Origin of the sequence: Hymenobacter sp. BRD128, assembly GCF_013256625.1 — a bacterium.
In the GTDB taxonomy this organism is placed as follows: domain Bacteria; phylum Bacteroidota; class Bacteroidia; order Cytophagales; family Hymenobacteraceae; genus Hymenobacter.
In genome coordinates, this window is record NZ_CP053908.1 from 306,154 (window position 1) to 331,283 (window position 25,130).

General features: G+C 64.0%; 29 protein-coding genes and 2 pseudogenes. 20 read left to right on the top strand and 11 right to left on the bottom strand.

What is annotated here, in order from left to right; genetic code table 11:
• Nucleotides 1-35: 35 nt before the first annotated feature.
• Nucleotides 36-1,694, bottom strand: coding sequence for an adenine deaminase (ade, locus tag GKZ68_RS01505; RefSeq protein ID WP_173110073.1), 1,659 nt, complete (start codon nucleotides 1,692-1,694; stop codon nucleotides 36-38).
• A gap of 77 nt (nucleotides 1,695-1,771) precedes the next feature.
• On the opposite strand from ade, the gene GKZ68_RS01510 reads away from it, so the two are divergent.
• The 5 genes from GKZ68_RS01510 (at nucleotide 1,772) to cmk (ending at nucleotide 4,472) form a co-directional block, all read left to right on the top strand.
• Nucleotides 1,772-1,942: a hypothetical protein gene (locus GKZ68_RS01510; protein ID WP_173110075.1), complete on the top strand. Its 171-nt coding sequence runs from the start codon at nucleotides 1,772-1,774 to the stop codon at nucleotides 1,940-1,942.
• A 63-nt stretch (nucleotides 1,943-2,005) separates the two neighbouring features.
• Nucleotides 2,006-2,611, top strand: a complete 606-nt coding sequence (locus GKZ68_RS01515; protein ID WP_173110077.1) for a hypothetical protein — start codon at nucleotides 2,006-2,008, stop codon at nucleotides 2,609-2,611.
• 134 nt (nucleotides 2,612-2,745) lie between these two features.
• Nucleotides 2,746-3,288 carry a hypothetical protein gene (locus GKZ68_RS01520; protein ID WP_173110079.1) on the top strand — a complete coding sequence of 181 codons (543 nt, stop codon included), beginning with the start codon at nucleotides 2,746-2,748 and terminating at the stop codon, nucleotides 3,286-3,288.
• 83 nt (nucleotides 3,289-3,371) lie between these two features.
• A complete protein-coding gene (locus GKZ68_RS01525; protein ID WP_173110081.1) occupies nucleotides 3,372-3,728 on the top strand; it encodes a hypothetical protein in 357 nt (118 codons plus the stop codon).
• 33 nt (nucleotides 3,729-3,761) lie between these two features.
• Nucleotides 3,762-4,472 (top strand): (d)CMP kinase, encoded by a 711-nt coding sequence (gene cmk, locus GKZ68_RS01530; protein WP_173110083.1) that lies wholly within the window; start codon nucleotides 3,762-3,764, stop codon nucleotides 4,470-4,472.
• Between the two features lie 62 nt (nucleotides 4,473-4,534).
• Here cmk and GKZ68_RS01535 read toward each other — a convergent pair whose 3' ends face one another.
• The 3 genes from GKZ68_RS01535 to GKZ68_RS01545 are packed head-to-tail and all read right to left on the bottom strand — an operon-like array spanning nucleotide 4,535 to nucleotide 6,993.
• The gene (locus GKZ68_RS01535) at nucleotides 4,535-4,777 is read right to left on the bottom strand and encodes a hypothetical protein (RefSeq protein ID WP_173110085.1); all 243 of its coding nucleotides are present in this window, start codon (nucleotides 4,775-4,777) and stop codon (nucleotides 4,535-4,537) included.
• The gene (locus GKZ68_RS01540; RefSeq protein ID WP_173110087.1) at nucleotides 4,774-5,505 is read right to left on the bottom strand and encodes a hypothetical protein; all 732 of its coding nucleotides are present in this window, start codon (nucleotides 5,503-5,505) and stop codon (nucleotides 4,774-4,776) included. The genes GKZ68_RS01535 and GKZ68_RS01540 overlap by 4 nt, the downstream gene beginning before the upstream one ends.
• 21 nt (nucleotides 5,506-5,526) lie before the next feature.
• Nucleotides 5,527-6,993: an MBOAT family protein gene (locus GKZ68_RS01545; protein ID WP_173110089.1), complete on the bottom strand. Its 1,467-nt coding sequence runs from the start codon at nucleotides 6,991-6,993 to the stop codon at nucleotides 5,527-5,529.
• A 190-nt stretch (nucleotides 6,994-7,183) separates the two neighbouring features.
• On the opposite strand from GKZ68_RS01545, the pseudogene GKZ68_RS01550 reads away from it, so the two are divergent.
• A pseudogene (locus GKZ68_RS01550) lies at nucleotides 7,184-8,070 on the top strand (4-hydroxy-3-methylbut-2-enyl diphosphate reductase).
• A 138-nt stretch (nucleotides 8,071-8,208) separates the two neighbouring features.
• Here GKZ68_RS01550 and GKZ68_RS22560 read toward each other — a convergent pair.
• Nucleotides 8,209-8,262: pseudogene (locus tag GKZ68_RS22560) on the bottom strand (O-acetyl-ADP-ribose deacetylase); the annotation flags it as partial.
• Between the two features lie 232 nt (nucleotides 8,263-8,494).
• Between GKZ68_RS22560 and GKZ68_RS01560 the strand changes: the two are divergent.
• From GKZ68_RS01560 to GKZ68_RS01580, 5 genes are all read left to right on the top strand, one after another.
• On the top strand, nucleotides 8,495-8,809 hold the full coding sequence (locus GKZ68_RS01560) for a 2TM domain-containing protein (protein WP_173110091.1): 315 nt from the start codon (nucleotides 8,495-8,497) through the stop codon (nucleotides 8,807-8,809).
• A gap of 148 nt (nucleotides 8,810-8,957) precedes the next feature.
• Nucleotides 8,958-9,464 (top strand): RimK/LysX family protein, encoded by a 507-nt coding sequence (locus GKZ68_RS01565; protein ID WP_173110093.1) that lies wholly within the window; start codon nucleotides 8,958-8,960, stop codon nucleotides 9,462-9,464.
• Nucleotides 9,465-9,597: 133 nt separating this feature from the next.
• Nucleotides 9,598-10,542, top strand: a complete 945-nt coding sequence (gene rimK, locus GKZ68_RS01570) for a 30S ribosomal protein S6--L-glutamate ligase (protein WP_173110095.1) — start codon at nucleotides 9,598-9,600, stop codon at nucleotides 10,540-10,542.
• Nucleotides 10,543-10,658: 116 nt separating this feature from the next.
• The gene (locus tag GKZ68_RS01575; RefSeq protein ID WP_173110097.1) at nucleotides 10,659-11,615 is read left to right on the top strand and encodes a succinylglutamate desuccinylase/aspartoacylase family protein; all 957 of its coding nucleotides are present in this window, start codon (nucleotides 10,659-10,661) and stop codon (nucleotides 11,613-11,615) included.
• 95 nt (nucleotides 11,616-11,710) lie between these two features.
• On the top strand, nucleotides 11,711-12,397 hold the full coding sequence (locus GKZ68_RS01580; protein WP_173110099.1) for an OmpH family outer membrane protein: 687 nt from the start codon (nucleotides 11,711-11,713) through the stop codon (nucleotides 12,395-12,397).
• Nucleotides 12,398-12,504: 107 nt separating this feature from the next.
• Here GKZ68_RS01580 and GKZ68_RS01585 read toward each other — a convergent pair whose 3' ends face one another.
• From GKZ68_RS01585 to GKZ68_RS01595, 3 genes are all read right to left on the bottom strand, one after another.
• The gene (locus tag GKZ68_RS01585) at nucleotides 12,505-13,506 is read right to left on the bottom strand and encodes a zinc-binding dehydrogenase (protein ID WP_173110100.1); all 1,002 of its coding nucleotides are present in this window, start codon (nucleotides 13,504-13,506) and stop codon (nucleotides 12,505-12,507) included.
• A gap of 89 nt (nucleotides 13,507-13,595) precedes the next feature.
• Nucleotides 13,596-14,438, bottom strand: a complete 843-nt coding sequence (locus GKZ68_RS01590; RefSeq protein ID WP_173110102.1) for a rhomboid family intramembrane serine protease — start codon at nucleotides 14,436-14,438, stop codon at nucleotides 13,596-13,598.
• Nucleotides 14,439-14,507: 69 nt separating this feature from the next.
• Entirely contained in the window at nucleotides 14,508-15,341 is an 834-nt protein-coding gene (locus tag GKZ68_RS01595) for a hypothetical protein (protein WP_173110104.1), read from the bottom strand.
• 126 nt (nucleotides 15,342-15,467) lie between these two features.
• On the opposite strand from GKZ68_RS01595, the gene GKZ68_RS01600 reads away from it, so the two are divergent.
• From GKZ68_RS01600 to GKZ68_RS01625, 6 genes are all read left to right on the top strand, one after another.
• Nucleotides 15,468-15,779, top strand: coding sequence for a hypothetical protein (locus GKZ68_RS01600; protein ID WP_173110106.1), 312 nt, complete (start codon nucleotides 15,468-15,470; stop codon nucleotides 15,777-15,779).
• A gap of 20 nt (nucleotides 15,780-15,799) precedes the next feature.
• A complete protein-coding gene (locus GKZ68_RS01605) occupies nucleotides 15,800-16,099 on the top strand; it encodes a hypothetical protein (protein WP_173110108.1) in 300 nt (99 codons plus the stop codon).
• A 181-nt stretch (nucleotides 16,100-16,280) separates the two neighbouring features.
• The gene (locus GKZ68_RS01610; protein WP_254244117.1) at nucleotides 16,281-18,023 is read left to right on the top strand and encodes a glycoside hydrolase family 10 protein; all 1,743 of its coding nucleotides are present in this window, start codon (nucleotides 16,281-16,283) and stop codon (nucleotides 18,021-18,023) included.
• 64 nt (nucleotides 18,024-18,087) lie between these two features.
• Nucleotides 18,088-19,227: an acyltransferase family protein gene (locus GKZ68_RS01615; protein ID WP_173110110.1), complete on the top strand. Its 1,140-nt coding sequence runs from the start codon at nucleotides 18,088-18,090 to the stop codon at nucleotides 19,225-19,227.
• Nucleotides 19,228-19,375: 148 nt separating this feature from the next.
• Nucleotides 19,376-20,176 (top strand): pyrroline-5-carboxylate reductase, encoded by an 801-nt coding sequence (gene proC / locus GKZ68_RS01620; protein WP_173110112.1) that lies wholly within the window; start codon nucleotides 19,376-19,378, stop codon nucleotides 20,174-20,176.
• 79 nt (nucleotides 20,177-20,255) lie between these two features.
• Nucleotides 20,256-20,900: an NAD-dependent epimerase/dehydratase family protein gene (locus GKZ68_RS01625; protein ID WP_173110114.1), complete on the top strand. Its 645-nt coding sequence runs from the start codon at nucleotides 20,256-20,258 to the stop codon at nucleotides 20,898-20,900.
• A 92-nt stretch (nucleotides 20,901-20,992) separates the two neighbouring features.
• Here the strand turns inward: GKZ68_RS01625 and GKZ68_RS01630 are convergent, their stop codons facing one another.
• Both GKZ68_RS01630 and GKZ68_RS01635 read right to left on the bottom strand, forming a co-directional pair.
• Nucleotides 20,993-21,289 (bottom strand): hypothetical protein, encoded by a 297-nt coding sequence (locus tag GKZ68_RS01630; protein ID WP_173109572.1) that lies wholly within the window; start codon nucleotides 21,287-21,289, stop codon nucleotides 20,993-20,995.
• Between the two features lie 100 nt (nucleotides 21,290-21,389).
• On the bottom strand, nucleotides 21,390-21,545 hold the full coding sequence (locus GKZ68_RS01635) for a hypothetical protein (RefSeq protein WP_173110116.1): 156 nt from the start codon (nucleotides 21,543-21,545) through the stop codon (nucleotides 21,390-21,392).
• A gap of 401 nt (nucleotides 21,546-21,946) precedes the next feature.
• On the opposite strand from GKZ68_RS01635, the gene GKZ68_RS01640 reads away from it, so the two are divergent.
• Nucleotides 21,947-22,216 (top strand): hypothetical protein, encoded by a 270-nt coding sequence (locus GKZ68_RS01640; protein WP_173110117.1) that lies wholly within the window; start codon nucleotides 21,947-21,949, stop codon nucleotides 22,214-22,216.
• 66 nt (nucleotides 22,217-22,282) lie between these two features.
• On the opposite strand, the gene GKZ68_RS01645 is transcribed toward GKZ68_RS01640, so the two are convergent.
• On the bottom strand, nucleotides 22,283-23,692 hold the full coding sequence (locus GKZ68_RS01645; RefSeq protein WP_173110120.1) for an FAD/NAD(P)-binding protein: 1,410 nt from the start codon (nucleotides 23,690-23,692) through the stop codon (nucleotides 22,283-22,285).
• A 90-nt stretch (nucleotides 23,693-23,782) separates the two neighbouring features.
• Between GKZ68_RS01645 and tsaB the strand changes: the two genes are divergently transcribed.
• Together tsaB and GKZ68_RS01655 are read left to right on the top strand one after the other, a co-directional pair.
• Entirely contained in the window at nucleotides 23,783-24,487 is a 705-nt protein-coding gene (tsaB, locus tag GKZ68_RS01650) for a tRNA (adenosine(37)-N6)-threonylcarbamoyltransferase complex dimerization subunit type 1 TsaB (RefSeq protein ID WP_173110122.1), read from the top strand.
• Between the two features lie 71 nt (nucleotides 24,488-24,558).
• Nucleotides 24,559-25,092 (top strand): DUF2480 family protein, encoded by a 534-nt coding sequence (locus GKZ68_RS01655; protein WP_173110123.1) that lies wholly within the window; start codon nucleotides 24,559-24,561, stop codon nucleotides 25,090-25,092.
• The last annotated feature ends 38 nt before the right edge of the window (nucleotides 25,093-25,130 follow it).

A 25,130-nucleotide genomic window follows, 5' to 3' on the forward strand; every position in this document is an offset into this window, starting at 1 on the left:
CGGCCTTTTGTCTTGATACCTTGCCTCAGGAAAGGCTAGCGAACAAATTCAAACTTTTCGCCGTCAAATAGCCCCTTATCGCTGAGCTTGAGGCTGGGAATAACCAGCAAAGCCATGAAGGAGAGCGTCATAAATGGCGCCTGCAGGCCCGAGCCGAGCTGGGTTTTGGCAAAAGCATCGAGGGCCGCATAAGCTGCCGCCACCTCGGGGCCGGGGCGGTCCGACATGAGGCCGGCCACGGGCAGCGGTAGCAGGCGCTCTTCGCCGGCGGCACCCACGGCGGCTAGCCCGCCCTGGGCCTGCACCACGAGGTTGATGGCGCGGGTCAGGCTCTCGTCGTCGTGGCCCACGGCCGTGATGTTGTGCGAATCGTGGCCCACGCTGCTGGCCAGCGCGCCCCGCTTCAAGCCAAATCCTTTAATAAAAGCCACTGCCGGCGGCGCGCCGGGCGTGTAGCGGTTGAGCACTACCAGCTTGAGTACGTCCTGGCTAGGGTCGGGCTGGAGCTGGCCGTTGGCCACGGGCAGCTGCAAATCGCGCCGCGCCGTAATGAGCTGGCCATCGAAGCATTCCATGACGGGGTAGGTGGCGGTGGCCTGGCCCGCGCTGGCGGGCAGGGCTAGCGCGGCGGCCTCGATGGGCTGGGCGCGGAAGTTATTAACCAAGGCCACCGGCGTGGCCGGCAGCAGGCACTGGCCATTTTCGGCCACCAGCTCGCCGTCGAGGTAGGTTTTGAGAACGTTAAAATCGGTCAGGTTATCGACCAGAATAAAGTCGGCCGGGTCGCCCACCCGCAGCTGGCCCACGGGCAGGCTGTAGTGCGCCACGGGGTTGAGGCAGGCCATTTGCAGCACGTCGAACACGCTGTAGCCCAGCGCCACGGCGCGCTGCACCAGCTGGTTGATGTGGCCCAGCAGCAGCGTGTCGGGGTGCTTGTCATCCGAGCAAAACATGAGCTGCTCGTAGTGCTGGGGCAGCAGCTCGATGAGAGCGTCGAAGTTGCGCGCCGCCGAGCCTTCCCGAATGAGCACCTTCATGCCCGCCGCCAGCTTGTCGCGCGCCTCGGTGGCCGTGAAGCACTCGTGGTCGGTGCTGATGCCGGCGCTGGCGTAGCACTCGGCCTCCTCGCCTTGCAGGCCGGGGGCGTGGCCGTCCACGGGGCGGCCGTAGCGATGGGCCAGCTCAATTTTTTCGAGCACGCCGGGGTCGCGGTGGAGCACGCCGGGCCAGTTCATCATCTCGGCCAGGTAGCCGATTTTCGGATTCTGGAATAATTGCTCGATGTCGGCGGCCGTGATTTCGGCCCCGGCCGTCTCAAACGGCGTGGCGGGCACGCAGCTCGGCGCGCCAAAGCAAAACTTGAACGGCCCGGCCGCCGCGTTGTCCAGCATGTACTGCACGCCGCTCACGCCCAGTACGTTGCCGATTTCGTGCGGGTCGCTCACGGTGGCCACCGTGCCGTGGGTGAGGGCTAGCCGGGCAAATTCGCTGGGCACCAGCAGCGAGCTTTCGACGTGCACGTGGGCGTCGACGAAGCCCGGCAGGGCGTAGGGCCGGGCCGGGTCGGGGCCGGGGGCGCCCGCCACGGGCTCGATGGCTGCCACGCGGCCCGCCGCCACGCGCAGCGCCACCGGGCACACAGTGCGCGCCGAAATATCAACCAGATTAACAGAAAGCACGAATTCAGCCGCCATGTCGTTGTGCGAAAGATGACCCCCCGGCCGGGTGGCCGATTGGGTCTGCGTTGAGTAAATTTGAAAAAAAACGCGCCGTGAAGCTATCGACAAATGCCCGTTTGCTGGCCCGGCCGGCGCTCCTGCTAGCCCTGGCGGCCCTGCTAGCCACCAGCGGCTGCGCCACGCACGGCTCGCTGTCGCAAAAAACCAAGTGGTATCGGCACCACAGCGGCGGCAAGTCGGTGCCCTGCCCGTGCGGGCATTAGTTTGGGATAGAGGCAGTTTTATGGTATGTTAGCGGTTGCTTTCTTTCTGCAACCCGCTCTCTTATGCTAAAACGCTACAAAGTAGGATTATTTATACTAATGGCTGGCCCGGGCGCTGCCCAAACGCCCGCGCCGACGGTGCACCTGCCGCCCACCAGCTTTCGGGGCGGCGCCTACCAGCTAAAGGCGCATCCCGACTGGAAGCGCGCCAAGCTGCTCTACGACGACCACAACCTGAGCGTGAGCGACGCCGACCATAAGCAGGCGTATGCCTTGGTGTATCCGGCCGACAGCGTGCGAGCGTTTACCATCGGGCGCGATACGTTTTCGGTGGTGCACGACGTGGATATGCCGCGGTCGAGCCAGCGGCTGCGCAATCTGTTTGTGCGCAACCTGTACCACCGGGGAGGGTTTCAAGTGGCGGAATACGTAGCCGTTATGCCCTCGCCCCAGCCGCCGCTGGTGTATACGCTGCTGGCGGAGGCCGGCCAGGTGCGGGCCGTGCTGCCGCCCAATAATGTGCAGTTCCGGCTAGCCCTGGCCAAGGCGCTGCTCGACTACACGGCCCTGTCGCAGCAGCTGGAGCTCGACCCCAAGATTATTCCTGAGCAGCTGCCCGAGCTGCTGGCGGCCTATGGCCGCTGGAAAGCCACCAGCGGCTCGAAGTAATTAGGTTTTAGTAAGGTATTACTCGTGAGAAAAATTATACTGCTCAGCTATTTGCTTATTCTAGGTAGTCGCTGGTCGGTGCTGGGGCAAGCTTTCCCGACTTACCATTATACCCCCACTGTTAAGCCGCCCCGATGAACATGCCTTATGGCAACTACGGGGGCAGTCCGCAAAATCTGGCTTATCGGCAAGGAGCGGGCAGCTACCAGTTGCCCGATGGCACCTGGCAACCGGCCCAGATTATGACGTTCGACGGCAACCGGCTCGTGGTGAAGGATGACCCAGCTGCCAAGCGTAAGCTAACCGCCAGCGGTGTGCGCCAATTGGAAATCCTGCGGGATACTTTTCTGGTAGTCAATAAGCTGCCGGGCAAGCTGGTAGCTACCAACGAGCCAGATTTTGTTCAATCACTATTCAACCGGCAGGGGGTGCGCCTGCTGGTGCGCTACCCCAATGGCTACGGCCACCCCAGTTATTTCCTGAGCCGTCCCAATGTGCCGCTGGCTTTGCTGCCTAGCAGTAAGGCGGGCTTCAAAAAAGAGCTGCTCACTATTGTGCAGGGCTGCCCGGCACTGGTTGCCCAGCTTGAAAATGATACCCTGGGGCAAGAAGACCTTGTGCAGATACTCCAGGAATACGTGGAATGCCAGCGCCGGGCCAAGGCTGCCACCAAGTAGCCGTCCCCGTCTTTGTACTTACCTTCCCGGTTGATGACCGATAATGCCCCGAAGTAACGGCCCTGCAAGCTGCCGCCGAGCAGGTGCGCCAGCAGCTAGGCCTAGCCGCCTACAACGAAGCCGCCGTGCGCGAGCTCGACCATTTTATCGAAGCCCAGCGCCTTGAGCTGACGCCCGACTCGCCCGACCGGGAGGGCATCGTGACGGCGCTCGGCTGCTTTTTGGGGCAGTGCCTGGTGAGTACCTACCACGCCGAGTGGGCGGCCGGCCCCGATGGCACCACCGGCATCGGGCTAGCCAATCAACTTTTTTTTAACCCGTTTTATTTAGTCCATCAGCAGCTAAATAACGGGGCGGCAGCGTCGGTAGCAGCTTTTTTTCGGTCGGTGCCGCAGCGGCTGGTGCAGGCAGCCGGGGCAAAAAAGCGTTGGATTTCGTAATCTTGCCGGGCCAATGGCCGTTTTCGCGCGTTTATGAAAGACCTCGTCATCGCCATTGATGGCTATTCCTCCTGTGGCAAAAGCACTACGGCTAAGGCAGTTGCCGCCGCGCTGCACTACGCCTACCTCGATACCGGGGCTATGTACCGGGGCGTTACGCTTTTCCTGCTGGAAAACGGGATTGCCTTCGATGATATGCCCCGCGTGGAGCAGGCCCTGCGCGATGATATTCACCTCAGCTTCAAGCGCAACCGCCGCACCGGCCGCAATGAGCTGTGCCTGAACGATAGAATCCGGGAAGACGATATCCGCCAGATGCGCATTTCCAACTCCGTGAGCGAGGTATCGGTGATAGCTCAGGTGCGCCACGCCATGGTGGCCCAGCAGCAGCGCATGGGCCGCAAGCGCGGCGTGGTGATGGACGGCCGCGACATCGGCACTACGGTTTTTCCCGATGCCGAGGTCAAGATTTTTATGACTGCCGAGGTCGAAGTCCGGGCCCGCCGCCGCCAGGAGGAGCTAGCCGCCAAGGGCGAGCACGTGGAGCTGGCCGATATTATCGAAAACCTGCGCAAGCGCGACCACATCGACTCGACCCGCGTCGAAAGCCCCCTGCGCCGCGCCGCCGATGCCGTGCTACTCGATACTACGCACATCACTATTACCGAACAGGTTGATTTTGTGCTCGATAAAGTATCGTCGGCATTGTTTGCCGCCTACGCTCACAAAGTGAGTGCCCGCTGAGTAGTTTGAGTAATATTATTCAAATCAGCAGAACGACATTACGCAGCCCACGCTCGGTACTCTCATTGGAGCCGGGCAATATCGGCGGCCAGGCGCCGGCTGAATTGCTCGGCCGCGCCGCGCGTGATGTGGTTGCCGTCGTTGGTAGGATAAGGCTGGTCGAGGTAGTTGAGGTAAGGCACGCCTAGCGAACGGGCAAGGCTGCTCAAGGAGCGGTCGAATGCAGGTTGATATTCTTTTTCGAGCGCGGCCATCTCGGGGCCGGTGGGCAGCCGCACCAGCACTACCTGGCCGTGTTTTTTCAAAAACGCGATAGTCTGCACCAAGCTACCCTCGCGGGCGGCTGCCACCGTGCTGGTAGCCGCCAAAGAACGGTAGGTAGCCAGTTTTTCGGCGGTGCGGCGGCGCAGCAGCGCCGGGTTGGCAGTGGGGGGGGCAGGGCTATTTCGAGCCAGCCGTCGGGGTGCAGGCGCTCCACTACCCGGGCGGTGTCGGTGGCGAGTAGCAGCTGGTAGAATGGCTTGTGCAGGTAGTGCGCCAGGTAGTCGAGGTTGGGGTTTTGACTTACGCTGGCTAGCCGGCTCACCATGGAGTTAGTTTCGGGAAAAACGATGGCTTTAGTCCGGCTGGCTGATTTTGCGAAGCCTACCGTATCGCGGGGCTGCCCTTCTTTCGGTAAAGACAAGGACCACGGGTCAACGGCCAGCACAAATAAGCCGTGCCGCGTGCCAGGCGCCAGCTTGCGCTCGATACTGCGCAAGTAGCCCGGCCCGTAGGGCGACTCGGCCAGCGTGAAAGCGTAATTGAGCCACGGCCCGGTAAAGCGTGCGTTCAGCCGCACGGCCAGCACGCCGGGCTTGATGGCCTGCGCGGCCCGCGAGGTGCCCAGTACCAGCGAGCCCGCCGCCGGGCACGTGAAGCGCGCATAAAAGGCATCGACGTAGCCGCGCCGCAGGCCTGCCGCCAGGCCCAGCCCGCCCACTAGCCCCACTATGCCTAGCAACAGCCCCAGGCGCAGCACCAGCTTCAGCATAGCGAGGAGTCTTTGGTTAAGTTAGAATTGGAAATAAATGAATTGGCTGCTACCAAAAATACCGAAATACAGGATGGCCAGCAGCAGCCCGGCGTAGCTGGCCCAGCGCCCGGCGGCTGGCCACCGGGCTAGCCAGGCCGCCACCGAGTCGCGCTCGGCGCGGTAGTCTACGGCCGCCAATATCCCCACGGCCCCCGCCGCCGCCAGCAGCTCGGCGGCAAAGTGCCGGCCCAACCCAGCTAGTGCCGCGGGCAGCTGGGTGGCAGGAGCCTGGCCCCAACCTCGCAGCACATGCGTGCTGATGTAGCAGGCATCGGCTAGGGTGTTGGCCCGAAAAAAAATCCAGGCGTAGCTCACCAGCAACAGCGTGCTGGCCATGCCCAGCGCGTGCAGCAGGCGCGGCCGGCTGGCTAGCCCCAGCCCGCGCGCCAGTGCGGCGCGGGCCGGCTGGGTAAAGGCTTCGGCCACCAGATACAAGCCGTGCAGGGCGCCCCAGGCCACAAACGTCCAGCTGGCGCCGTGCCACAAGCCACTTAACAAGAAGACGGTAAACAGGTTGGCGTAGCGCCGCACGGGTCCGCGCCGGTTGCCGCCCAGCGGAATGTACACGTAGTCGCGAAACCAGCCGGAGAGCGACATGTGCCAGCGCCGCCAAAAATCGCCGACCGAAGTGGCGAAGTAGGGTTGCCGAAAGTTGAGCACCAGCTGGTACCCGAGCACCCGCGCCGCGCCGCGCGCCAGGTCGGTATAGCCCGAAAAGTCGGTGTAAATCTGGCCCGTAAACGCGGCCACTGCCAGCACCAGCGGCAGCCCTTCGAAGCGGTGCGGGTGGTTGAATACCGGGTTGGCAAGTAGCGCCAGGCGGTCGGCAATCACCACTTTCTTAAACATGCCCCAGGCCATGAGGCGCAGCCCGCTAGCCACCCGGCCGTAGTCGAAGCCGTGCGGCCGCCGCAGCTGCGGTAGCATTTGCCCGCCCCGCTCAATGGGCCCCGCCACCAGCTGCGGCCAGAACGCCACGAACAGCGCAAACCGCCCCAGATGCTGCTCGGCCTTGAGCTTGCCCTGGTACACATCCACGATATAAGCCACCGACTGAAACGTGTAGAACGACACGCCCACCGGCAGCGCCAGCGCCAGCGTGGGCGCCGCCAGCGGCACGTGCAGCGCGGCGGCCAGCGCCACGGCCGTATCGCGGAAGAAATTGAAGTACTTAAAAATGAACAGCGTGCCCAGGTTGCTGGCCAGGCTGAGGTAGAGCCAGGGCCGGCGCTGGGCGGGGCTGGCCAGCCGGCTCATGCGCACCCCGCTGAAGTAGTCGAGCAGGGTAGTGGCCGCCAGCAGCAGGCCGTACACGGGCTTCCAGCTCAGGTAGAAATAGTAGCTCGATACCAGCAGCAGCGGCGCCCGCCAGCGCGCCGGCAGCGCAAAATAGAGCCCGACGACAACCGGGAAAAAAATGAGAAAGTGAAGCGAATTAAAAAGCATGGGCCGCGGGTGGGGCCGTAAAGTTCGGCCGAAAGGCTCAAGCGGCCCGCTATGGCCCGCCTGGCTAGCCCTGCAAGCCGAAAAATGAGCTGCCGCCCGACATTTTTGCCAGGCTGCCCGCAACCACTGACCGGCTGCGTACCTTTGTGGCTACGAACCCAAGGGCTTATCGGGGGGTTTGATAGCCACTATGCAGGTAACCATCGATAAAAACTCGGGTATTGTTTTGGGGTCGAATTCGCCATCCAGATGGCCGAAGACGAGCTGAGCCACAGCGACAACCACACGCTGTATTGCCTCGGCGATATCGTGCACAACCGCATGGAGGTGGAGCGCCTGCACCAGCAGGGCCTGCGCGTGATTGACCGCGAGCAGCTCGGCACCCTGCACGACTGCAAGGTGCTCATCCGGGCCCACGGCGAGCCGCCCGAAACCTACCAGCTAGCTTTGCAAAACAACCTGGAGCTGATTGATGCCAGCTGCCCGGTAGTGCTCAAACTGCAAAACCGGGTGAAGCACGCCTTCGACGCTACCACCCGCGAAAATGGCCAGATTGTGATTTACGGCCAGCCCGGCCACGCCGAAGTCATCGGCCTCACCGGCCAGACGCGCAACCAGGCGCTCATCGTGATGACCGAGGCCGACCTCGACCAGATTGACTTTACGCGGCCCGTCACGCTCTTCAGCCAGACCACCAAAAGTACGGCCGGCTTCTACAAGATGAAAGCGCTGATTGAGGCGCGCATTGCCGCCGCCGGTGGCGCGCTCGAAAGCTTCGACGCCAACGACAGCATTTGCCGGCAGGTGAGCAACCGCGAGCCCCAGCTAGCCCGCTTTGCCCAGGAGCACGACGTAATTCTGTTCGTAAGCGGCCGCAAAAGCTCGAATGGCAAAGCCTTGTTTTCGGTCGTAAACGCGGTGAATACGCGGAGCTACTTCATTGAAAACGAAGGCGAAATCCAGGAAGGGTGGTTTGCCGGCGCTAGCTCGGTAGGCATCTGCGGCGCTACCAGCACCCCGCTGTGGCTGATGCGCCAGGTGCAGGAGCGCGTGCAGGGGCTGGAGGTAGTCGCGTAGGGCCCGCCAGCTTCAGGCGGGGCTAGCCAGCGCCTGCTCATACACGCGCTTGTTCTCCTCATCGAAAACAACGAAAACCGCTTCCTGCGGCCACGCGTGGGTGGCTAGCCACTGCCGTGCCTCGCGCACGGCAATGGCGGCCGCCTCGGCTTTCGGGTAGCCGTAGATGCCGGTGCTGATGCCGGGGAAGGCTACGGATTCCTAGAGCTAAACTGTTGTCGCCCTGCACAACGCGCAGGTGGGTAAAGGAGGCGTCGGACATAAACCTAATACGATTGAGAGGGCTGGCTACGCAACGCCCGGGCCCTGATTTTTGCCGCTTGAGGGCCGAAAATTATCGCTTGAGCAAGCGTGAATTGCGAAGGGCTAGGCCAAAAATCTACATTTGACCATCACTTCCAACCACCGCTAGCCCCCATACGCCATGCAGCCCCTCCGCCCCGTTACCGCCGACCCCCTCCGCGACCAGCGCCTGTGGCAGATTGCCAAGGCCCGTACCAAATTTCAGAGCCACCTGGTCACTTACCTGCTGGTGAATGCGGGGCTGTGGCTGCTGTGGGCCTTCACCACTCGGCCCTTCGAGGCGCATCAGCACGACTACCTGCCTTGGCCCATCTGGGCGACCGTATTTTGGGGCGTGGGCGTGGTAGCCCAGGGGCTAGCCGCCTACGGCAGCCTCAACCGGGGCGAGCGCACCCAGCGCGAGTATGAGCGCCTGCTGGCCCAGGACCAGCGGTAATCCCCGATTTGTTAATTGCGCGCGCAATGAAATGGCGCGCGGCAATCCTTCCTTTGTCGTCAGGGGAGTACCCTGGCTAAAAAGAAAGACTGCCGCGCGCCATATTCGTTGCGCGCGCAATTATACAAAGGTTCTGTTTTTTGATTGCATGAAAAAGCGCCCTGATAAACGCCTGCTCGGCCGCCGCGAGCTGATTGACCTGCCCGCGCTCGGCCTGCTGGGCGTGGTGGCCAAGGTCGATACCGGCGCCTACACCAGCGCCATTCACTGCGCTGACCTGCACCTGGAAACGGACCCCGCCACCGGCCGGCCGGTGCTGCACGTGCGCCTGCTCGACCCCGAGCACCCCGCCACCGACGGCCAGCCGCTAGCCTTCCATGAGTTTGCCGAGCGCAATATCCGCTCTTCCAACGGCGAGGTGCAGGCGCGCTACGTCATTCGCACGGTGGTGCAGCTCTACGGCGAAGACTTCAGCACCGAGTTTTCGCTGGCCGACCGCTCCGACCTCAAGCACCCGGTGCTGCTGGGGCGCTCGCTGCTGCGCCAGGGCCGCTTCGTGGTCGATGTGGCCCGGCGCGATATGGCATATCAGGCTGAGCGCCGGGCTGCTGCGAAAAACGCCCTGCCGAGCGCCGCGCCCGGTGGGCCGGTTTAGGCGTAGTTTGGTGCTAAAATTCAGGAAAAAAATACTGAATCTGCCGGGTAGTACCCGCCCCGGCAGCGCTTAAAGTTCGTTATCCGCTACCGCTACCGCTATCCTGCCCTGGGCCCTGCCTATTCCACTTGTTATGAAACTGGCAATTCTTTCGCGCGAGCCGCAGTCATACTCCACCCAGCGGCTGGTGGCGGCGGCCATCGAGCGCGGCCTCGAAACGCAGGTCCTCGACCACCTGCGTTGCAATCTGGTACTCGAAAAAGGCCAGCCCAGCATCCTTTATCAGGGCCAGCCGCTGGCTAGGCCCGACGCCATTATTCCGCGCATCGGCGCCTCGGTCACGTTCTACGGCACGGCCGTAGTGCGGCAGTTTGAGATGATGAAAGTGCGCACGGCCGTTGATAGCCAAGCCATTGTGCGCTCGCGCGACAAGCTGCGCTCGATGCAGATTCTGAGCCGCGCCGGCGTGGGCATGCCCAAAACGGCCTTCACCAACGACACCGACGAGCTGCCCGCCCTCATCGAGCACGTGGGCGGCGCCCCGGTCATTATTAAGCTCCTGGAGGGCACGCAGGGGCTAGGCGTGGTGCTGGCCGAAAGTGCCAAAGCTGCTCAGTCGGTTATCGAGGCTTTTCACAACCTCAAGGCCCGCATTCTGGTGCAGGAGTTCATTGGCGAAGCCAAAGGCGCCGATGTGCGCGCCTTCGTGGTCGATGGCGAGGTGGTGGGCGCCATGCGCCGCCAGGGCAAGGAAGGCGAGTTTCGCTCGAACCTGCACCGGGGTGGTACCGGCACGCTGGTCAAGCTGAGCCGCGCCGAAAAGGCCGCTGCTTTGCTTGCCACCAAGGCATTGGGGCTAGGGGTGGCCGGCGTCGATATGCTGCAAAGCAAGCGCGGCCCGCTGGTGCTGGAAGTCAATTCGTCGCCCGGCCTCGAAGGCATCGAAAAAGCTACCGGCCTCGACATTGCCGGGCGCATCATCGACTACACCGCCGCCCTCACGCTGCGCAAGCGCGGCGGTAAAGCCAAGCCCAAGCGTAAGAAAGCCGCCCCCGACCCGGCCCCCGGTGCGGCCTAGCGCCAAGCCCAGCCGTAGGTGCGGGTAATGGAGTTGGCCGGATTCTTGAGCGGCGGCTGGCTTTCTGGTACCTACCGGTGGGCTAGCCTGCTCTGAGGCGCTGCCGGCCTTTGGCGATGACAACTGACAATTATCTGGCCCTGAATGGCCTACGTATTCAACCCGGCGAGCGGGTGCTCACGCGCCTGGTCATTTCGCGCCTACCCTCCGGGGCCGTTATCGACGTGCCGGTGCATGTTATCCGGGCTACTGAGCCCGGCCCGGTGCTGCTGCTGATGGCCGGCATGCACGGCGACGAGGTAAATGGCGTCGAAACCATCCGGCGGCTCATCCGGCGCGATTTGTTGCAGCCCACGCGCGGCACCGTCATCGCCATTCCCATTCTCAACATCTACGGCTTTCTCAATTTCAGCCGCGAGGTGCCCGACGGCAAGGACGTCAACCGCTCGTTTCCGGGCCACCCGCGCGGCTCGGTGGCTAGCCGGGTGGCTTACCGCTTCATGCGCGAAATCATGCCGCTGGTAGATTATGGCATCGACTTTCACACCGGTGGTGCGGCCCGGGCCAATCATCCGCAACTGCGCTGCGTGCTGGGTGAGAACGCTGGCATCGATGCGCTGGCGGCGGCCTTCGCGGCGCCGTTTACGCTGCATGCGCGCCTGCGCACGGGCTCGCTGCGGGCCACGGCCCACGCCCTGGGCAAGCCTATTATCGTGTACGAAACCGGCGAAAGCCTGCGCTTCGACGAGGCCGGCATCGAGGAAGCCATTGCGGGCACGCTGCGGGTGCTGCACCACCTGGGCATGGGCCCCGAAGGCCCGGCGCCGGCCCGGCCCAACATCGTGTGCCACCGCCACCGCTGGCTGCGGGCACGCTACGCGGGCTTGTTTCGGGCGCACGTAGCGCTGGGCGATTTTGTGACGGAAGGCCAGATTTTTGGCTCCATTGCCGACCCCTACGGCGAGCAGTCGGTACGCCTTGAAGCCAGGGCCAGCGGCTACGTCATCGGCCTCAACTACATGCCGGTAGTAAACCAGGGCGACGCGCTGCTGCACCTGGCTATGCCGGTGTAGTGGAAAGTAGAATTGGGAATTAGCGCTTGGCGATTGGGATAATTCTTCACTCCTCATTCTGAATTCCAAATTCAACTCGTTCTACCTTTGCGAACATGAAAAACCCTGCCCAACTAGCTTTTAATGCCGTGCTGCTGCTTGCAGTGGCCGTGCTTTACTTTCTGCATTTCAGCCAGCGCCCGGCCGCCGCGCCCGTTGTAGCCCCGGTAGCCGCCACCGAAGACGCTGCCCCCGCGGCCGCCGATACCACCACGGCTAGCCCCGCCGTAGTCGCCGCCCCCGCCGAAACCGCGCCCGCAGTGGCTGCCGGCCCGGCCCCGGCCGCCGGGGCTATCGTGTACGTCGAATCGTCGAAGCTGCTCGATGGCTACCAGGGCATGAAGGATGCCCGCCGCTCATTTGAGGGCAAGGCCAAAGGCTGGGAACGGCAAAACCAGGCGCTCGTAACCAGCTTCCGCACCGCTGTGGAGGCGTACCAGAAAACCGCCGCCAGCCTCACCCCTGAGCAGCGTGCCGCCGCCGAACAAAAGCTGCAAGCCCAGCAGCAGCAAGGGGCCGCCGAGCAGCAAAAGATTCAGCAGCAGGCGCAGGAGGCCGAAGCCAAGCTTACCCAAACCGTGCTTGGCAGCGTAAATAAAAAGGTGGAAGCTTATGGTAAAGCCCATGGCTACAAGATGATACTCATCGCAGCGCCCAGCGGCACCATCGCCTACGGCGAAAAAGGACTCGACATAACGGCCCCCGTGCTAGCGTACCTCAACAGCGACTACCGCAAAAAATAGGCGAGCTCAGTCTAGCTTTTAGGCTGCTACGCTCACTAACCGAAACGGCTGCTCCGCTGCGCTTGCGCGGCAGAACAGCCGTTTCGGTTGATGGCTAAAAGCAAACCCTAGCAAGTCAGCACCACTTTGCCGAGCTGCTGGCCGGCTTCGAGGTAGCGCAGGGCGGCTTCGCCTTCGGCCAGCGGGAAAGTCTTATCGACTACCGGCACCAGCTGGTGCGTGTTTACGAAGGCGAGCATATTGTCAAAATCCTGCTCCGAGCCCATCGACGAGCCCAGGATGCTGAGTTGCTTCCAGAATACCTTGGCCGGCGGCAGCTGCGGGATGTTGCCCAGCGTAGCACCATAAAACACAATGCGCCCGCCCGGTGCGGCCACGTCGAGCAGCGCCCCGAAGGCATCGCCGCCCGCGCTGTCGATAATCACGTCGAAGCCGCCCGAGTTTTGCGTGAGGGTGCGGCCCCAGTTGGCTTGCTTGTAGCTGATGCCGCCGCGCAGGCCTAGCGGCAGGGCCAGGGCGCGGGCTATTTTCTCATCTTCGCCCGAGGTCACCCACACCTCGGCCCCGGCGGCGGCGCAAAACTGCGCGGCTACTTGGGCCACGCCGCCGCCTACGCCCGTCACCAGCACGCGCTCGCCGGGCTGCACCTGCGCCCGCCCGAAGGCCGCCCGGTAGGCCGTGAGGCCAGCCAGCGGCAGCGCGGCGGCCTGCTCCCAGCTGAGGTGGGCGGGGCGGGGGCGCACGTAGCGGGCCGCCACGGTGGTGTGCGTCGCAAAAGTGCCGGGGTCGGGCATGCCGAGCACCCGAAAATTGCGGCCCTGTGTGCGCTCATTGTCGCCCCATTCTACGCCGGGATAAATAATAACCGGCGCGCCCACGGTCCAGCCTGCGACGCCCGCGCCCAGGGCCGCGATTTCGCCCGCGCCATCGGCCCCGAGCGTGCACGGCAGCTTGATGCCCGCGTACTGGCCTTTCTGAATCCAGACATCGCGGTGATTGAGGGCCGCGGCGTGCAGCTTTACCAAGACCTCGCCGGCGGCGGGCTGGGGCGTAGGAATATCGCGGGCCACGGCGGGCTGGTGCGGGGCGTCTTGCTGAAGAGCGAGCATAAAAAACGGTGAGCAGTAAACCAAAAAGAGTTGGCCTGACTAGGCGGGCAACTGCTTAACGGAAAAAACGAAAAAGTGATAAGTGGGGGCTACACCCGCCGCATAGATAGTTGAATCGGGACGGCTACCAGCAGGCCCATCAGCAGCCCGCCGAGGTGGGCAATGTTATCAATATTGCCAGTCAAACCCGAAATTAAATTACTGAGCACCAAGTATAAAACCAATCCGAGCATGCCGCGCCGGTCCCACTTGTCGAGCGCAATACGCTTGCTGAGCAGCAGCACCAGCAGCAGGCCATACAGCCCAAAAATGGCTCCGCTAGCCCCCGTCGAGTTGATGCCGCCGCTGTGGTACCAGAGCGTGGCGGCCGAGGCGGCCACGCCGCTAGCCAGGTAAGCGGCCAGCAGGCGCCCGCCGCCGGTGCGGGCCTCCAGCAGCACGCCCAGCAGCCAGAGGCTAGCCATATTGAGCAGCAAATGCGTGATACCGCCGTGCACAAACAAGCTCGTAACCAGCCGCCAGGGCTGGCCCGGCCACGTCAGGCCCGTCACGTTGGAGCCCCAGCGGGCCAGCGCGTGGCCGGTAGGCGCCGTGGCCGACACGCCGCTCAGCGTCATGGCTAGCCACACCAGCAGGTTGAGGTCGATGAGCACGGGCACGGCCCAGCACTGGCGCGTGGGCCAGAACAGGCCGCGCAGCACTGGCAGCAGCACTTGGCCCCAGGTTTCGTCGGGCTCGCTCGCGGCCGCGGGGGCGGGTGGGGGAGGTGGCGCGGGCGCCTCGGGTACCAGGCCCCGGCGTTGCAGCTCGGCCACGGCGGCGGCGCCCACGGCAGGCGGGTAGCGGCTGGCGTGGCGGGCCAGGTAAAGCAGCTCGGCATCGGGGCGCTGGGCAAAGTGCGCGGCGGCCGCCTCGGGGGTGGAAACGTCCATTATGCTTGCTTAACCGCCGGGCGGGGCGCTTGGGTTTCGCGCTAGCCTGCTCGCCGTTGCCCGGCCCGCTTAAAGCTTAATTTCCAATACGGTAGCCCGGTAAGGCTTGCCCGTAACGGGCGATACCTGGCGCAGGCCGGCCAGCCAGTCCTGCACGTCGGCTTCGCGGGCCTGCATTTCTTTGTCGGTCAAAAATTTACGCCCCGCCAGTAGCTCCGGAAAATTGGCCAGGATGTGCTGCTGGCTGCTGGCCGTGCTCGCCATGCGGTCGAGCTGGTCGCGCATTTTGGGCCCAAAGCGGTAGCTGTACACCACGGCCTTGTTCCAGTCGCGCCAGGTTTGGCGCACCACCAGGGTTTGCTCGGCAAACATGGGCCCGGCCTGGCCGGCGCGCGCCTGCGAAGTCAGGAACTCGGTCTGCGTTTCGGCGGTCCAGAAGCGGCGGCACAATCCCCGAAACTGGCGCAGCTCTTGGTCTTTCTGCTTTTCGGCGGCCGGCACGCGGGCCACCTGCTCCTGCACTATTTTATCCACGTCGAACGTCGGAATGGGCCGCGCCGCCACGGTTTCCAGCTTCAGCGAATCGGGCGAGAGGTGGCCCGGCTGGCTGGCGGCCAGTGGCTGGGCGGCCGGCCGGCTAGCCCAGTACACAGCGCCGCCCGCTCCCGCAAACCCCAGCAGTGCCGCCGCTAGCAGCCCGGGCCGCCGGCCGGGGCTCGAAGCTTCTGCCGCGGCGTAGTCGGCCACGGGCTCGCTGGGGCGTGGGGCGGAGCCAACCCCGCGCCGCCGCAGCTCCTGGCGGGCGGCGGCCACGAGGTCGGCGTGGTAATAGCCGGGGTTATCAACGAAAAATTGCAGCTCCGCGTCGGTTTTGGCGCGTAGTACGTCGGTAGCAGTAGTCATAGCCAGGGGCAGACAAAGAGGTTGATGGGGCTTAGGGCGGTAAGATGGGTATAAATCTTCGGATACCCAAGACTAACCACCCGCGCCAGGCTGCGTACACCACGCACACCCTTTGCCACGCGCCCCATGCCCACCACCCGCCCCGAAAAAGAACAGGCCACCGAGTCCCCGCAATCGGACGGCTACCAGCCCCTGGGCCGCCAGGAGGCACCCACTAACCCCGATGCCCTTTACGGCGGCAACGCCGACGACAACTCGGGCAGCGGCGGCAACGCCCATCCCAGCAGCAATGCCCAGGACAAGAAAGCTGCCGCGCTCGAAACCGACGCCGACGGCAACGCCCAAACCGATGAAGAGAATGACGGCGGCATTGGCGGCCCCGGCGCCAGCGGCGGCACGGGCGTGAGCGGTGGCAGCGTCGGCCAGGTAAATCTTTAGCATTTAACAACTACTTACTCATGGTAACTCCTAATCCCGCCCCCGATTCCGGCCGCCCGTCGGAAATTGAAGAAGGTAAAACGCCCAGCACCGCCGGCTCCATCACCAACCCCGCTGCCGACCCGGACCCCAACGCCAGCGGCAATCCGGAGGCCGTGACTCAGCAAGACCTGGCCAAGAGCGACGGCGCCGGTATCCGGGGCGACTACGGCGATGCCGAGCAAACCAACGGCCTCGAAGGCGGCGAGCAGTCAGTCACCGACGCTGGCCCCGACCGCGCCGATAAAAACCCGACCAACGCGCCCCAGGAAGAGGTTTAGATAGCTAAGCCGACCCGCTAAAGCCCGTTTTGCAGCGCAAAGCGGGCTTTTTGCGTTGAGCCTGCGAAGTAAGCGGGCTAGCTGCCCGTACTTTGTGCTTGTGCTGAGTCTTTGGTTTTTCTGCCCCCGCCGCGTTTTCTGCTACTTACTTTGCCTGCTGCCGCTTGCCTTGCGCGCGCAGGTGCCGCCCACCCTCGGCGCCATTGCCGGCCAGGAAGACCTGCGCCCCGCCCCGCCCAAGCGCGAATTGCGCGGCTTCTGGGTGGCTACGGTGGGCAATATCGACTGGCCCAACCAGCGCGGCGAGGCCCCCGAGCACTACCGGCGCGAGTACCGCCGCCTGCTCGATGCCGGCCAGCGCGCCGGCCTCAACGCGGTGTTCGTGCAAATCCGGCCGGCTTCGGATGCTTTCTATAAGTCGGACCTGGAGCCCTGGAGCAAGTACCTGACCGGCCGCCAGGGCAAGGCGCCCGGCGAGGGCGACGACCCGCTGCCCTTCCTCATTGCCGAGGCGCACCGCCACAATATGGAGTTCCACGCCTGGTTTAATCCCTACCGGGCCACGATGGACACCCTCACGCGCGCGCTAGCCTCGCTGCACCCCTACAAGCGCCACCCCGACTGGTTTATCAAGTACGCGGGCCAATACCTCTACAACCCCGGCCTGCCCGACGTGCGCACCCACATCAGGCGCGTGATAATGGACGTGGTGCGACGCTATGATATTGATGGCGTGCACTTTGATGATTATTTCTACCCGTACCCCGAGCCCGGCCAGGTTTTTCACGACGAGCAGGCATTCCGCCAGTACAACCCCGACAGCCTGAAGCTACCCGACTGGCGTCGCCAGAACGTGAACGTGCTCATCCGCGACCTGCACGACAGCATCCGGCTAGCCAAGCGCTGGGTAAAATTCGGCATCTCGCCCTTCGGCGTGTGGATGAACAAGAGCAGCGACCCGCTAGGCTCCGACACCCGCGCCGGGCAGCCCAGCTACTCCAACCTCTACGCCGATTCGCGCCTCTGGCTCCAGCAGGGCTGGGTCGATTACATTCTGCCGCAGCTTTATTGGAGCACCAAGTTCCGGCTCGTGCCCTACGCCACGCTACTGGAATGGTGGACGCGCAACCACTTTCAGCGCCACCTCTACATCGGCCACGGCACCTACCGCATGCTCGAAAGCACCCGCTCGGACACCGCCTGGCGCAATCCGCGCGAGCTGCCCCGCCAGCTGCGCCTCAACCGCGACTACCCCGACGACGTGCAGGGCAGCGTATTTTTTTCGGCCAAGTCGCTGGCCACCAATCCGCTGCATACTACCGACTCCTTGCGCCAGGATGCCTACCGCGCCCCGGCGCTGGTGCCCGTCATGCCCTGGCTCGACAGCCTGGCCCCGCGCCCGGTGCGCGCGCTGGCTCTCACTCGCCGGGGCCACACCGCTAGCCTCACCTGGCAGCCCGACCTGGTGCCCGCCGCCGATGGCGACCTCGCTGCCTACTACGTGCTCTACCGCTTCGAGCGCGGCCAGGTGATGGGCCCCAACGACCCGCGCCGCATCCTCACCATTGTGCGGCCCGGCGCGCTGGCCCAGCCCGGCACCTACGCCGACACCACGGCCCTGCCCGGCGTGGCCTACGCCTACTACCTTACGGCCGTCGACCGCCTGCACAACGAAAGCCTGCCCGTGCGCATCTTCACCGAAGGCAAACTGCCCGTCGAAACCCTGGCCGCCGCCCCGCCGGCCCAGGGGCCGCCCGTGGCCGCCGCCCGCCCGGCGCCCCGGCCGCAGCCGCCCGTGGCCGCCGCGCCGCATCCGCAGCCCCGCCCGGCCCCTGTCGTAGCCGAAACAGCTGCTACCAAAGTGAAAATCAAGGAGAAGCCCCGGCGGCGCGGCTTCTTCGCCAGGCTCTTTGGGTTGAAGTAGCTAGGCCGGAAATAGGATAAACGGACCGTCATGCTGAGCTTGCCGCAGCATGACGGTCTTTTCTATGGCTACTTCTTCCCTCACCCCATCCGCCCGCCTGGTTTCGCTCGATGTCTTTCGGGGCCTCACCGTCATGTTGATGACGATAGTAAATAATCCCGGCGACTGGGGCCATATCTATCCGCCCCTTGAGCACGCCGAGTGGAATGGCTGCACGCCCACCGACCTGGTGTTTCCATTCTTCCTTTTCATCGTGGGCGTGAGCCTGGCTTATGCCCTGGCTGGCGCCCGGCGCGAGCAGGTGCCACTCGGCCCGGTGCTGGCTAGGGTGGCGCGGCGGGCGGCTATTCTGTTCGGGCTAGGGGTGCTCACCTCGCTCTATCCGCACTTCGATTTTAGCACGGTGCGCATCATGGGCGTGTTGCAGCGCATTGCGTTGGTGTACTTCGGGTGCAGCCTTATCTACCTGGTAAGCAGCTGGCGCACGCAGGTTATCCTGCTGATAGTCTTCTTAATAAGCTACGCCGCGCTCATGCAGCTGGTGCCCGTGCCCGGCGTTGGTCCGGCCAGCCTGGAGCCCACTACCAACCTCGGCGCCTGGCTCGACCGCACCGTGCTCACCGAGCCGCACCTCTGGAAAACCTCGCGCACCTGGGACCCCGAGGGCCTGCTCGGCACCCTGCCGGCGCTGGGCACCGGGCTGCTCGGCCTGCTGGCCGGCCAATGGCTGCGCTGGCCCGGCCCGGCGCGCCTTGGCAAGCCGGCCGGCCTGGCGCTGGCCGGCGGGCTAGCCCTGGCGCTGGGCCTGGTTTGGAGCCACTGGTTTCCCATTAATAAAGCGTTGTGGACCAGCTCCTACGTACTCTTCGCCGGAGGGCTGGCGCTGGGCTTGCTGGCGCTGCTCTACTGGCTGTGCGATGTGCGCGGCTACCGGCGCGGGTTGGGGCCGGTGCTGGCCTTCGGCGTCAATGCCATTGCGGTGTTTTTTGGCTCGGCTATTCTCTCGCGCACATTAGGCCTGCTGCGGCTAGCGGGGCCGGGCGGGCAGCCGGTGGGCGGTAAGGAGTGGCTCTACGAGTGGGGAATCGCACCGTTTTTCAGCGACCCGCGCAATGCATCGCTGGCTGGCGCGGTAGTATGTTTGCTCATCTGGCTGGTCGTGCTCAGCTGGCTGCGCCACCGCAACTGGGTCTGGAAAGTATAAGGTCGGGCTAATGGCAGCAATGTTGCATTTTGTTCGATAACATTTTTGCATCAATGTTGCGTTTTTATAAGTATTTGTTAATTAACCTAAAAGCTCTGGCGTAGTGTGCTTGCCACTTGGCTAGCCATCCAGCCGCTGGGCATCTTGCATGAAAATTCTCATCATCGGCGGCGGCAACATGGGCCTGACCTACGCCCGCAGCTTCGTGCGGGCCCACGTTACCTCGCGCCTCGACCTGCGCCTGCTAGCCCGCTCGGCCGAGCGCGTGCCCGCGCTGGCCGCCCACGAAATCGGCACGGTGTGGGCTAGCCCCGCCGACTGCGTGCCCGGCGCCGACATCATTATTCTGGCCGTGAAGCCCCAGGATTCGGCGGCCCTCTTTGCGCAACTGCGCGGGCTGGTGCAGCCGCAGCAAGTCATTCTCAGCATCATGGCCGGCGTGCGGATAGCGACGCTGCGCGAGGCGCTGGGCACGCCCAAGATTATCCGGGCCATGCCCAACCTGCCGGCCCAGATTGGTATGGGTATGACGGCCTTTACGAGCACCGACGAGGTGACCCGCGCCGAGCTGGTGCAGGTGCAAAACCTGCTCTCAACCACCGGCAAAACGGTGTATGTGGAGCAGGAAAGCGCCATTGATGCCAGCACGGCCATCTCGGGCAGCGGCCCGGCCTACGTGTACTACTGCATGGAAGCCCTGATGGCCGCCGCCGCCCAAATGGGCTTTGCGCCCGCCGAGGCCGAGCTGCTGGTGAGCCAGACCTTTCGCGGCGCAGTGGAATTGTATAGTCAGGCCGGCCTTAGCTGCCAGGACTGGATTGCCCGTGTGGCCTCTAAAGGCGGTACCACCGAGGCGGCCATGCACGCTTTCGGCAGCGGGGCCGTGCGCGAGGGCCTGATGGCCGGCGCCGAAGCCGCCCGCGCCCGCGCCGAGGAGCTAGGAAAATAAGCTGGACTCAACGCCCGCCCAACGCCTGCGTAAGCAAGAGCCGGCCCAGGAATCGGCCGCCGACTCGTAAGCCTCATTTATGAAAAAAACTGCTTTACTCGCTGGCGCTACCGGGCTTGTTGGTAGCGCATTACTACCCTTATTACTTGCCGCCGACCGCTACGCCAAAGTGATAGTGGTGGGCCGCCAGCCAGTGGCGATGGAGCACCCTAAGCTCGTGCAGGTAGTCACGGCGCTCGACCAGCTGGAGCACGAGCGGCTGCGGCTCATTGCCGACGACGTGTATTGCTGCCTGGGCACAACTATCCGGCAGGCGGGCTCGCAGGAAGCATTTTATATAGTTGATTTTCTGTACGTAGTGCGGCTGGCCGCCCTCACGGCGGCCAATTTTGCGGCTCAGTTTCTGGTGGTTTCGGCGCTGGGCGCCGACCTCGACTCGCGCTTCTACTACAGCCGCGTAAAGGGCGAGATGGAAGAAGCCGTGCGCCAGACGCCCTTCCGGGCCATTCATATTTTTCGGCCCTCGCTGCTGCTGGGCGCGCGCGCCAAACCCCGCCTGGGCGAGCGGCTAGGGGCCGTGGTGCTGGCCCTGGCGCGCCCGCTGCTGCGTGGCGGCTGGCGCAAGTACCGGCCCGTAGCCGCCGCCACCGTAGCCCAGGCCATGCTGCACGCCGCCGAAGACGACGGCGGCGGCGTGCGCATCCACAACTCCGAAGCCTTGTAAAATTTTCATTACCAAATCAACGCCCACGAAAAAGCCCCGGTAACCGTTAGGCTCCGGGGCTCTTCAAGTCAAAAACCACGTCGGGCATTGCGCTACCAGCGGCGGCCCCAGCCCCGCCCGTAGTACGGCCGCGGCGCATAATACACGGGGCGAGGAGCATAATATACCGGGGCCGGCGCGTAGTACACGGGCCGGGGCGCGTAGTACACCGGGGCCGGCGCATAGTATACGGGCGGCGCTACTACTACCGGGGCTACCGGCGGATAATACCCGCGCCCGTAGTAAGAATAAGGCCGGCCCACTTGAGCACTAATAACAACTTGGGCCGAAGCTGTGCCTACGCCGACTAACGCGAGCACCAGGGCGAAAAACAAAGGACGAAGACGCATGGCTTACGTGGTGCCGGAGCACCTAAAAAAATAAGGGAATTCGGAAATCGGGAAAACTTCGGGTTTAGGGTTTAGTATAAGCAGCAACTCACTAAACAGGCTAATTAGCGGCCCCGACGGCCACCATACCCCCCACGGCCACCATCGCCGTGCCAGCCGCGGTCACCGTGCCAGCCACCGTGGCCATGCCAGCCCCCACCATAGCCGTAGGCCGGCGCGACAATAAGGGGGCGTGGTGCGTAGTAGCCTCCGCCATAGTAGGGGTAAGGAGCCCCGTAGTTGACCCCGGCGTACACGCCGGGCGCGCAGCTACTCAGGCCCAGGCCGAAGCCTAGAAGCAGCAGTAAAGACAAAAACAGATTGCGACGCATGACAAGTCGGGACTCAAACTCCCGCATTAAAGTTGTGAAGAACAACCAATGGTTAGACAACAGTAAAGCCGGCTGGTTTAATTTCTTCCACCAGAACTAGTGGAAAAATAAAGCAAGAGCCGGACGACTTGGATGGTACCAAAACCTTGCCAAAAAACCAGCCTTGAAATCGGTAATAAAAACTTTATTTGTTTCTGATTATAAGCAAGTTAAATATAAGGGCGGGGGAATCTATGGTCAGTTGCTGCTGTTAATAGGGCAGACAATTTTTTGCCTTACTTCCCGCATGAAAAACCCTGCTGATTACCTGGCCGAACGGGTGTTTGAGGCCCGCCGCCCGCGCCGCGAACTGCAGCCCGTAGTGGCTTATGCCGACGCCGTGCAGGCCATTGCGCAAGCCCTGGCAGACGCTGAGAAATACAAGTATCTGCTGCTGCGTGCCCTGCGCCGCCACCACGACGAGCTAGCCGCCACCGCCCCGCAAGCTGCTGCCCCAACCCCGGCCGAAACGCGCGTGCTACCGCTGTACCCAGCCGGTCTGCCAGTAGCCGCCTAGGTCGCTGGCGCATTTGTATTTAAAAAGAAAAAGCGCCACGCTGGCCATGGCCGGCGTGGCGCTTTTTTAGGGCTGCGGGGCGCGGTAGCGCTGCGCGAGCACCTCGGCCAGGGCGGCAGCCTGCTGCCGTAGCTCGGGCACGGCCGTCGATTCAAAGTACGCCGGCCGCCGGCTAGCCCCCAGCGTGAACAAGCCGCCCGCGCTGGGCTGCCCGGTGGGCCCCAGCAGGGCGCCGCTAGCATCGGTGCTAATGCCCAGTTGCAGCGTATCGGGCACGAGGCAGCCATCGGCGCGCAGCTGCGCCACCAACGGCACCTCGATGCGGCTATAATCGAGCAGCGGCCCGGCGCAGCAAACGACGTGCGGCGCTATCAGCCACTGCTGGGGCTGCCCAGCCTGCGCCACGCCCACGCGCAGCAGGTGCCCGGCGGGTAAAATCTCCACGGCGCGCCCCGCCAGGGTTTGCAGCTGCCCGCTAGCCGTCAGCTCGGCTAGCAAAGCCGAGTGGCCCGGCGCCATGCGGTGCCGCACCCGGGCCCAGCGCCCCGCCAGGTGCCGCAGAAACCGCGCTTGCTCGGCCAGCGGCCAGCCCGCCCAAATAAGACTCAGGTCGGGCCGCAGGGCATCAACAACGGCCCGCCAGTCGATGCCCTGCGCCGCCGCCAGGGCCACGTGGCGGCGCAGCTGGCGGAGGGTACCGGCCACCGTAGTTTCGGCCGCCAGTTCAGGGTAAAAAGTAAGATAAGCCGGCGCGTCGGCCGGGCCGTGGGCGGCGGGCCAGTGGCCGCGCCGGGCTACTACCTGCACCGGGGCGCGGTGGCCCTGGGCGTGCAGGGCCAGCAGCATATCCACGGCCGTGAGGCCCGCGCCGATAAGTACTACCGGCTCATCGGGGCCGATGCGGGCCAGCGTGCCGGGTGCCCAGGGGTCGGCGTGGTAGCCGGGGTGGTGCCGGTAGCGGTGGTCGGGCCCGGTGGGTGGGGGCGGCGGAAAATTGCCGAGCGCCAGCACCGTGGCGTGGCTAGCCAGGGTGCGGCCATCGGCGAGCTGCACGGCGCGGCGGCCATCGGGCAGCAGCGGTGCCGCCAGCGCCTCCGTGGGGTAGTGCCTGATACGCACGCCATTGGCCGCCGGGCTAGCCAGTACGGCGGCTAGCTGCTCAGCCAGGTAGCGGCCGTAGGTGGCGCGGGGCGCAAACTCGGGTACGCCGCCGGCGGCTTCGGGCTGCCGGGCTAGCCAGTGGGCAAAATGCGCGGGCTCCTCGGGCCACACGCTCAGGTTGCGCAGCCGCACATTGAGCAGCAGCTCGGGCCAGGGTGCTGAGTAAGCCAGGCCGGGGCCGGGCGCGGGGCGCGGCTCTACCAAGGCTACTTCAATCGGCAGTGGGCCGGCCTGCCGCGTGAGGTGCAGCGCCAGCGCCGCGCCCGCAAAGCCGCCGCCAATAATCGTGACCGTGTAGGGAGCAGCCAAGGGCATAGCGGGTGGGTTAGGGCATTTCAAACGGACAATTGCGCCGCAAGTTGGTTTGTAAATACCTGCCATTCGGCCGGAACTTGCCGGCTGCTTATGTCCATGCTCCTGCTTTCGCTCGAAACCTCGTCGCCCATCTGCGCCGTGGCCCTGCACCACATTCCCGACGGCCGCCTGCTCGGCCAGTCCGAACTGCGCCTCGAAAAGTCGCACTCCACCCACCTCACCGTGCTCATCGAGCAGCTGATTAGTAATGCCGGCTACGTCCTCACCGACCTCGGGGCCGTGGCCGTGAGCGATGGCCCTGGCTCCTACACCGGCCTGCGCATTGGGGCTGCTGCCGCCAAGGGCCTGTGTTTTGCCCTCGATATTCCGCTGCTGGCCGTGGGCACGCTGCCCGCGCTAGCCCACCAGGTGGCCGCCCGCACGCCCCGCGCCGACGCCTACCTCTACGCGCCCATGCTCGACGCCCGCCGCCAGGAGGTGTACACCGCCCTCTACCGCGCCGATGGCACCGAGGTGCTGGCGCCCACCAATCTCATTCTCGACGCCGGGGCGCTGGCCGAACATTTGGCCCACTCGCCGCTGTTATGCTTTGGCTCGGGCGCGGCCAAGTTTCAAGCCTTGGCCGGTGACCAGACTAATACGCTTTTTCTACCCGACGTGCAGCCCTCGGCCGTGAGCACCGGCGAGCTGGCCCTGGCGGCTTACCATCGCCAGCAGTTTCAGGATGTGGCTTACTATGAGCCGTTCTACCTGAAGGAAGTGTACACAACCACGCCGAAGTCAGTAAGCAAGTAGTACTTATTAAGACTTGCCGACTTGCCAGCTTATCCAATCACTACTCATTAGTTAACTATTCACTGATACTTATGGAACCGCTTTTCGTCAACCGGGTGGCCGCCAGCGGCCTCGTTACACTTAATCTGGAGGAATATATTCACCCCGGCGACCGGGTGGTGTACGATATCAAGGACAACCTCTTCCACGGCCTGATGCTGCGCGAAAAGGACTTCCGCGAGTTTGTGAAAACCCACGACTGGGCGCAGTACGACGGCCAGAACGTGGCGATTATCTGCTCGGCCGATGCCATTGTGCCCACTTGGGCCTACATGCTGCTGGCTAGCAAGCTGCAAGGCCACGCCCACCGCTACGTGTTTGGTAATCTCGAAGCCCTGGAGCAGTCGCTGTTTGAGGACGCCATCGCTAGCCTCAATCCGACTGATTATCAAGATGCCAAGCTGGTCATCAAAGGCTGCGGCGACAAGCCGGTACCCACGTTTGCCTACGTGGCCATCATGCAGCGGCTGCTGCCGGTGGCGGCCAGCATGATGTATGGCGAGCCGTGCAGCACCGTGCCGCTCTATAAAAAGCCCAAGGCCGCCGCGACCGTAGCCGAAGGGTAAGGGCCGGGCGGGCGCATCTTTGCAGGCGCTAGCCTTCC

What these genes read in the sequence shown, in the direction of transcription:
- GKZ68_RS01625 (WP_173110114.1), top strand. Translation starts at nt 20,256, where the DNA reads ATGAAAAAAACTGCTTTACTCGCTGGCGCTACCGGGCTTGTTGGTAGC.
- GKZ68_RS01645 (WP_173110120.1), bottom strand. Translation starts at nt 23,692, where the DNA reads ATGCCCTTGGCTGCTCCCTACACGGTCACGATTATTGGCGGCGGCTTT.
- tsaB (WP_173110122.1), top strand. Translation starts at nt 23,783, where the DNA reads ATGTCCATGCTCCTGCTTTCGCTCGAAACCTCGTCGCCCATCTGCGCC.
- GKZ68_RS01580 (WP_173110099.1), top strand. Translation starts at nt 11,711, where the DNA reads ATGAAAAACCCTGCCCAACTAGCTTTTAATGCCGTGCTGCTGCTTGCA.
- GKZ68_RS01595 (WP_173110104.1), bottom strand. Translation starts at nt 15,341, where the DNA reads ATGACTACTGCTACCGACGTACTACGCGCCAAAACCGACGCGGAGCTG.
- proC (WP_173110112.1), top strand. Translation starts at nt 19,376, where the DNA reads ATGAAAATTCTCATCATCGGCGGCGGCAACATGGGCCTGACCTACGCC.
- GKZ68_RS01585 (WP_173110100.1), bottom strand. Translation starts at nt 13,506, where the DNA reads ATGCTCGCTCTTCAGCAAGACGCCCCGCACCAGCCCGCCGTGGCCCGC.
- rimK (WP_173110095.1), top strand. Translation starts at nt 9,598, where the DNA reads ATGAAACTGGCAATTCTTTCGCGCGAGCCGCAGTCATACTCCACCCAG.
- GKZ68_RS01655 (WP_173110123.1), top strand. Translation starts at nt 24,559, where the DNA reads ATGGAACCGCTTTTCGTCAACCGGGTGGCCGCCAGCGGCCTCGTTACA.
- GKZ68_RS01640 (WP_173110117.1), top strand. Translation starts at nt 21,947, where the DNA reads ATGAAAAACCCTGCTGATTACCTGGCCGAACGGGTGTTTGAGGCCCGC.
- GKZ68_RS01560 (WP_173110091.1), top strand. Translation starts at nt 8,495, where the DNA reads ATGCAGCCCCTCCGCCCCGTTACCGCCGACCCCCTCCGCGACCAGCGC.
- GKZ68_RS01575 (WP_173110097.1), top strand. Translation starts at nt 10,659, where the DNA reads ATGACAACTGACAATTATCTGGCCCTGAATGGCCTACGTATTCAACCC.
- GKZ68_RS01520 (WP_173110079.1), top strand. Translation starts at nt 2,746, where the DNA reads ATGAACATGCCTTATGGCAACTACGGGGGCAGTCCGCAAAATCTGGCT.
- ade (WP_173110073.1), bottom strand. Translation starts at nt 1,694, where the DNA reads ATGGCGGCTGAATTCGTGCTTTCTGTTAATCTGGTTGATATTTCGGCG.
- GKZ68_RS01515 (WP_173110077.1), top strand. Translation starts at nt 2,006, where the DNA reads ATGCTAAAACGCTACAAAGTAGGATTATTTATACTAATGGCTGGCCCG.
- GKZ68_RS01600 (WP_173110106.1), top strand. Translation starts at nt 15,468, where the DNA reads ATGCCCACCACCCGCCCCGAAAAAGAACAGGCCACCGAGTCCCCGCAA.
- GKZ68_RS01605 (WP_173110108.1), top strand. Translation starts at nt 15,800, where the DNA reads ATGGTAACTCCTAATCCCGCCCCCGATTCCGGCCGCCCGTCGGAAATT.
- GKZ68_RS01630 (WP_173109572.1), bottom strand. Translation starts at nt 21,289, where the DNA reads ATGCGTCTTCGTCCTTTGTTTTTCGCCCTGGTGCTCGCGTTAGTCGGC.
- GKZ68_RS01545 (WP_173110089.1), bottom strand. Translation starts at nt 6,993, where the DNA reads ATGCTTTTTAATTCGCTTCACTTTCTCATTTTTTTCCCGGTTGTCGTC.
- GKZ68_RS01590 (WP_173110102.1), bottom strand. Translation starts at nt 14,438, where the DNA reads ATGGACGTTTCCACCCCCGAGGCGGCCGCCGCGCACTTTGCCCAGCGC.
- cmk (WP_173110083.1), top strand. Translation starts at nt 3,762, where the DNA reads ATGAAAGACCTCGTCATCGCCATTGATGGCTATTCCTCCTGTGGCAAA.
- GKZ68_RS01565 (WP_173110093.1), top strand. Translation starts at nt 8,958, where the DNA reads ATGAAAAAGCGCCCTGATAAACGCCTGCTCGGCCGCCGCGAGCTGATT.
- GKZ68_RS01635 (WP_173110116.1), bottom strand. Translation starts at nt 21,545, where the DNA reads ATGGCGGAGGCTACTACGCACCACGCCCCCTTATTGTCGCGCCGGCCT.
- GKZ68_RS01540 (WP_173110087.1), bottom strand. Translation starts at nt 5,505, where the DNA reads ATGCTGAAGCTGGTGCTGCGCCTGGGGCTGTTGCTAGGCATAGTGGGG.
- GKZ68_RS01615 (WP_173110110.1), top strand. Translation starts at nt 18,088, where the DNA reads ATGGCTACTTCTTCCCTCACCCCATCCGCCCGCCTGGTTTCGCTCGAT.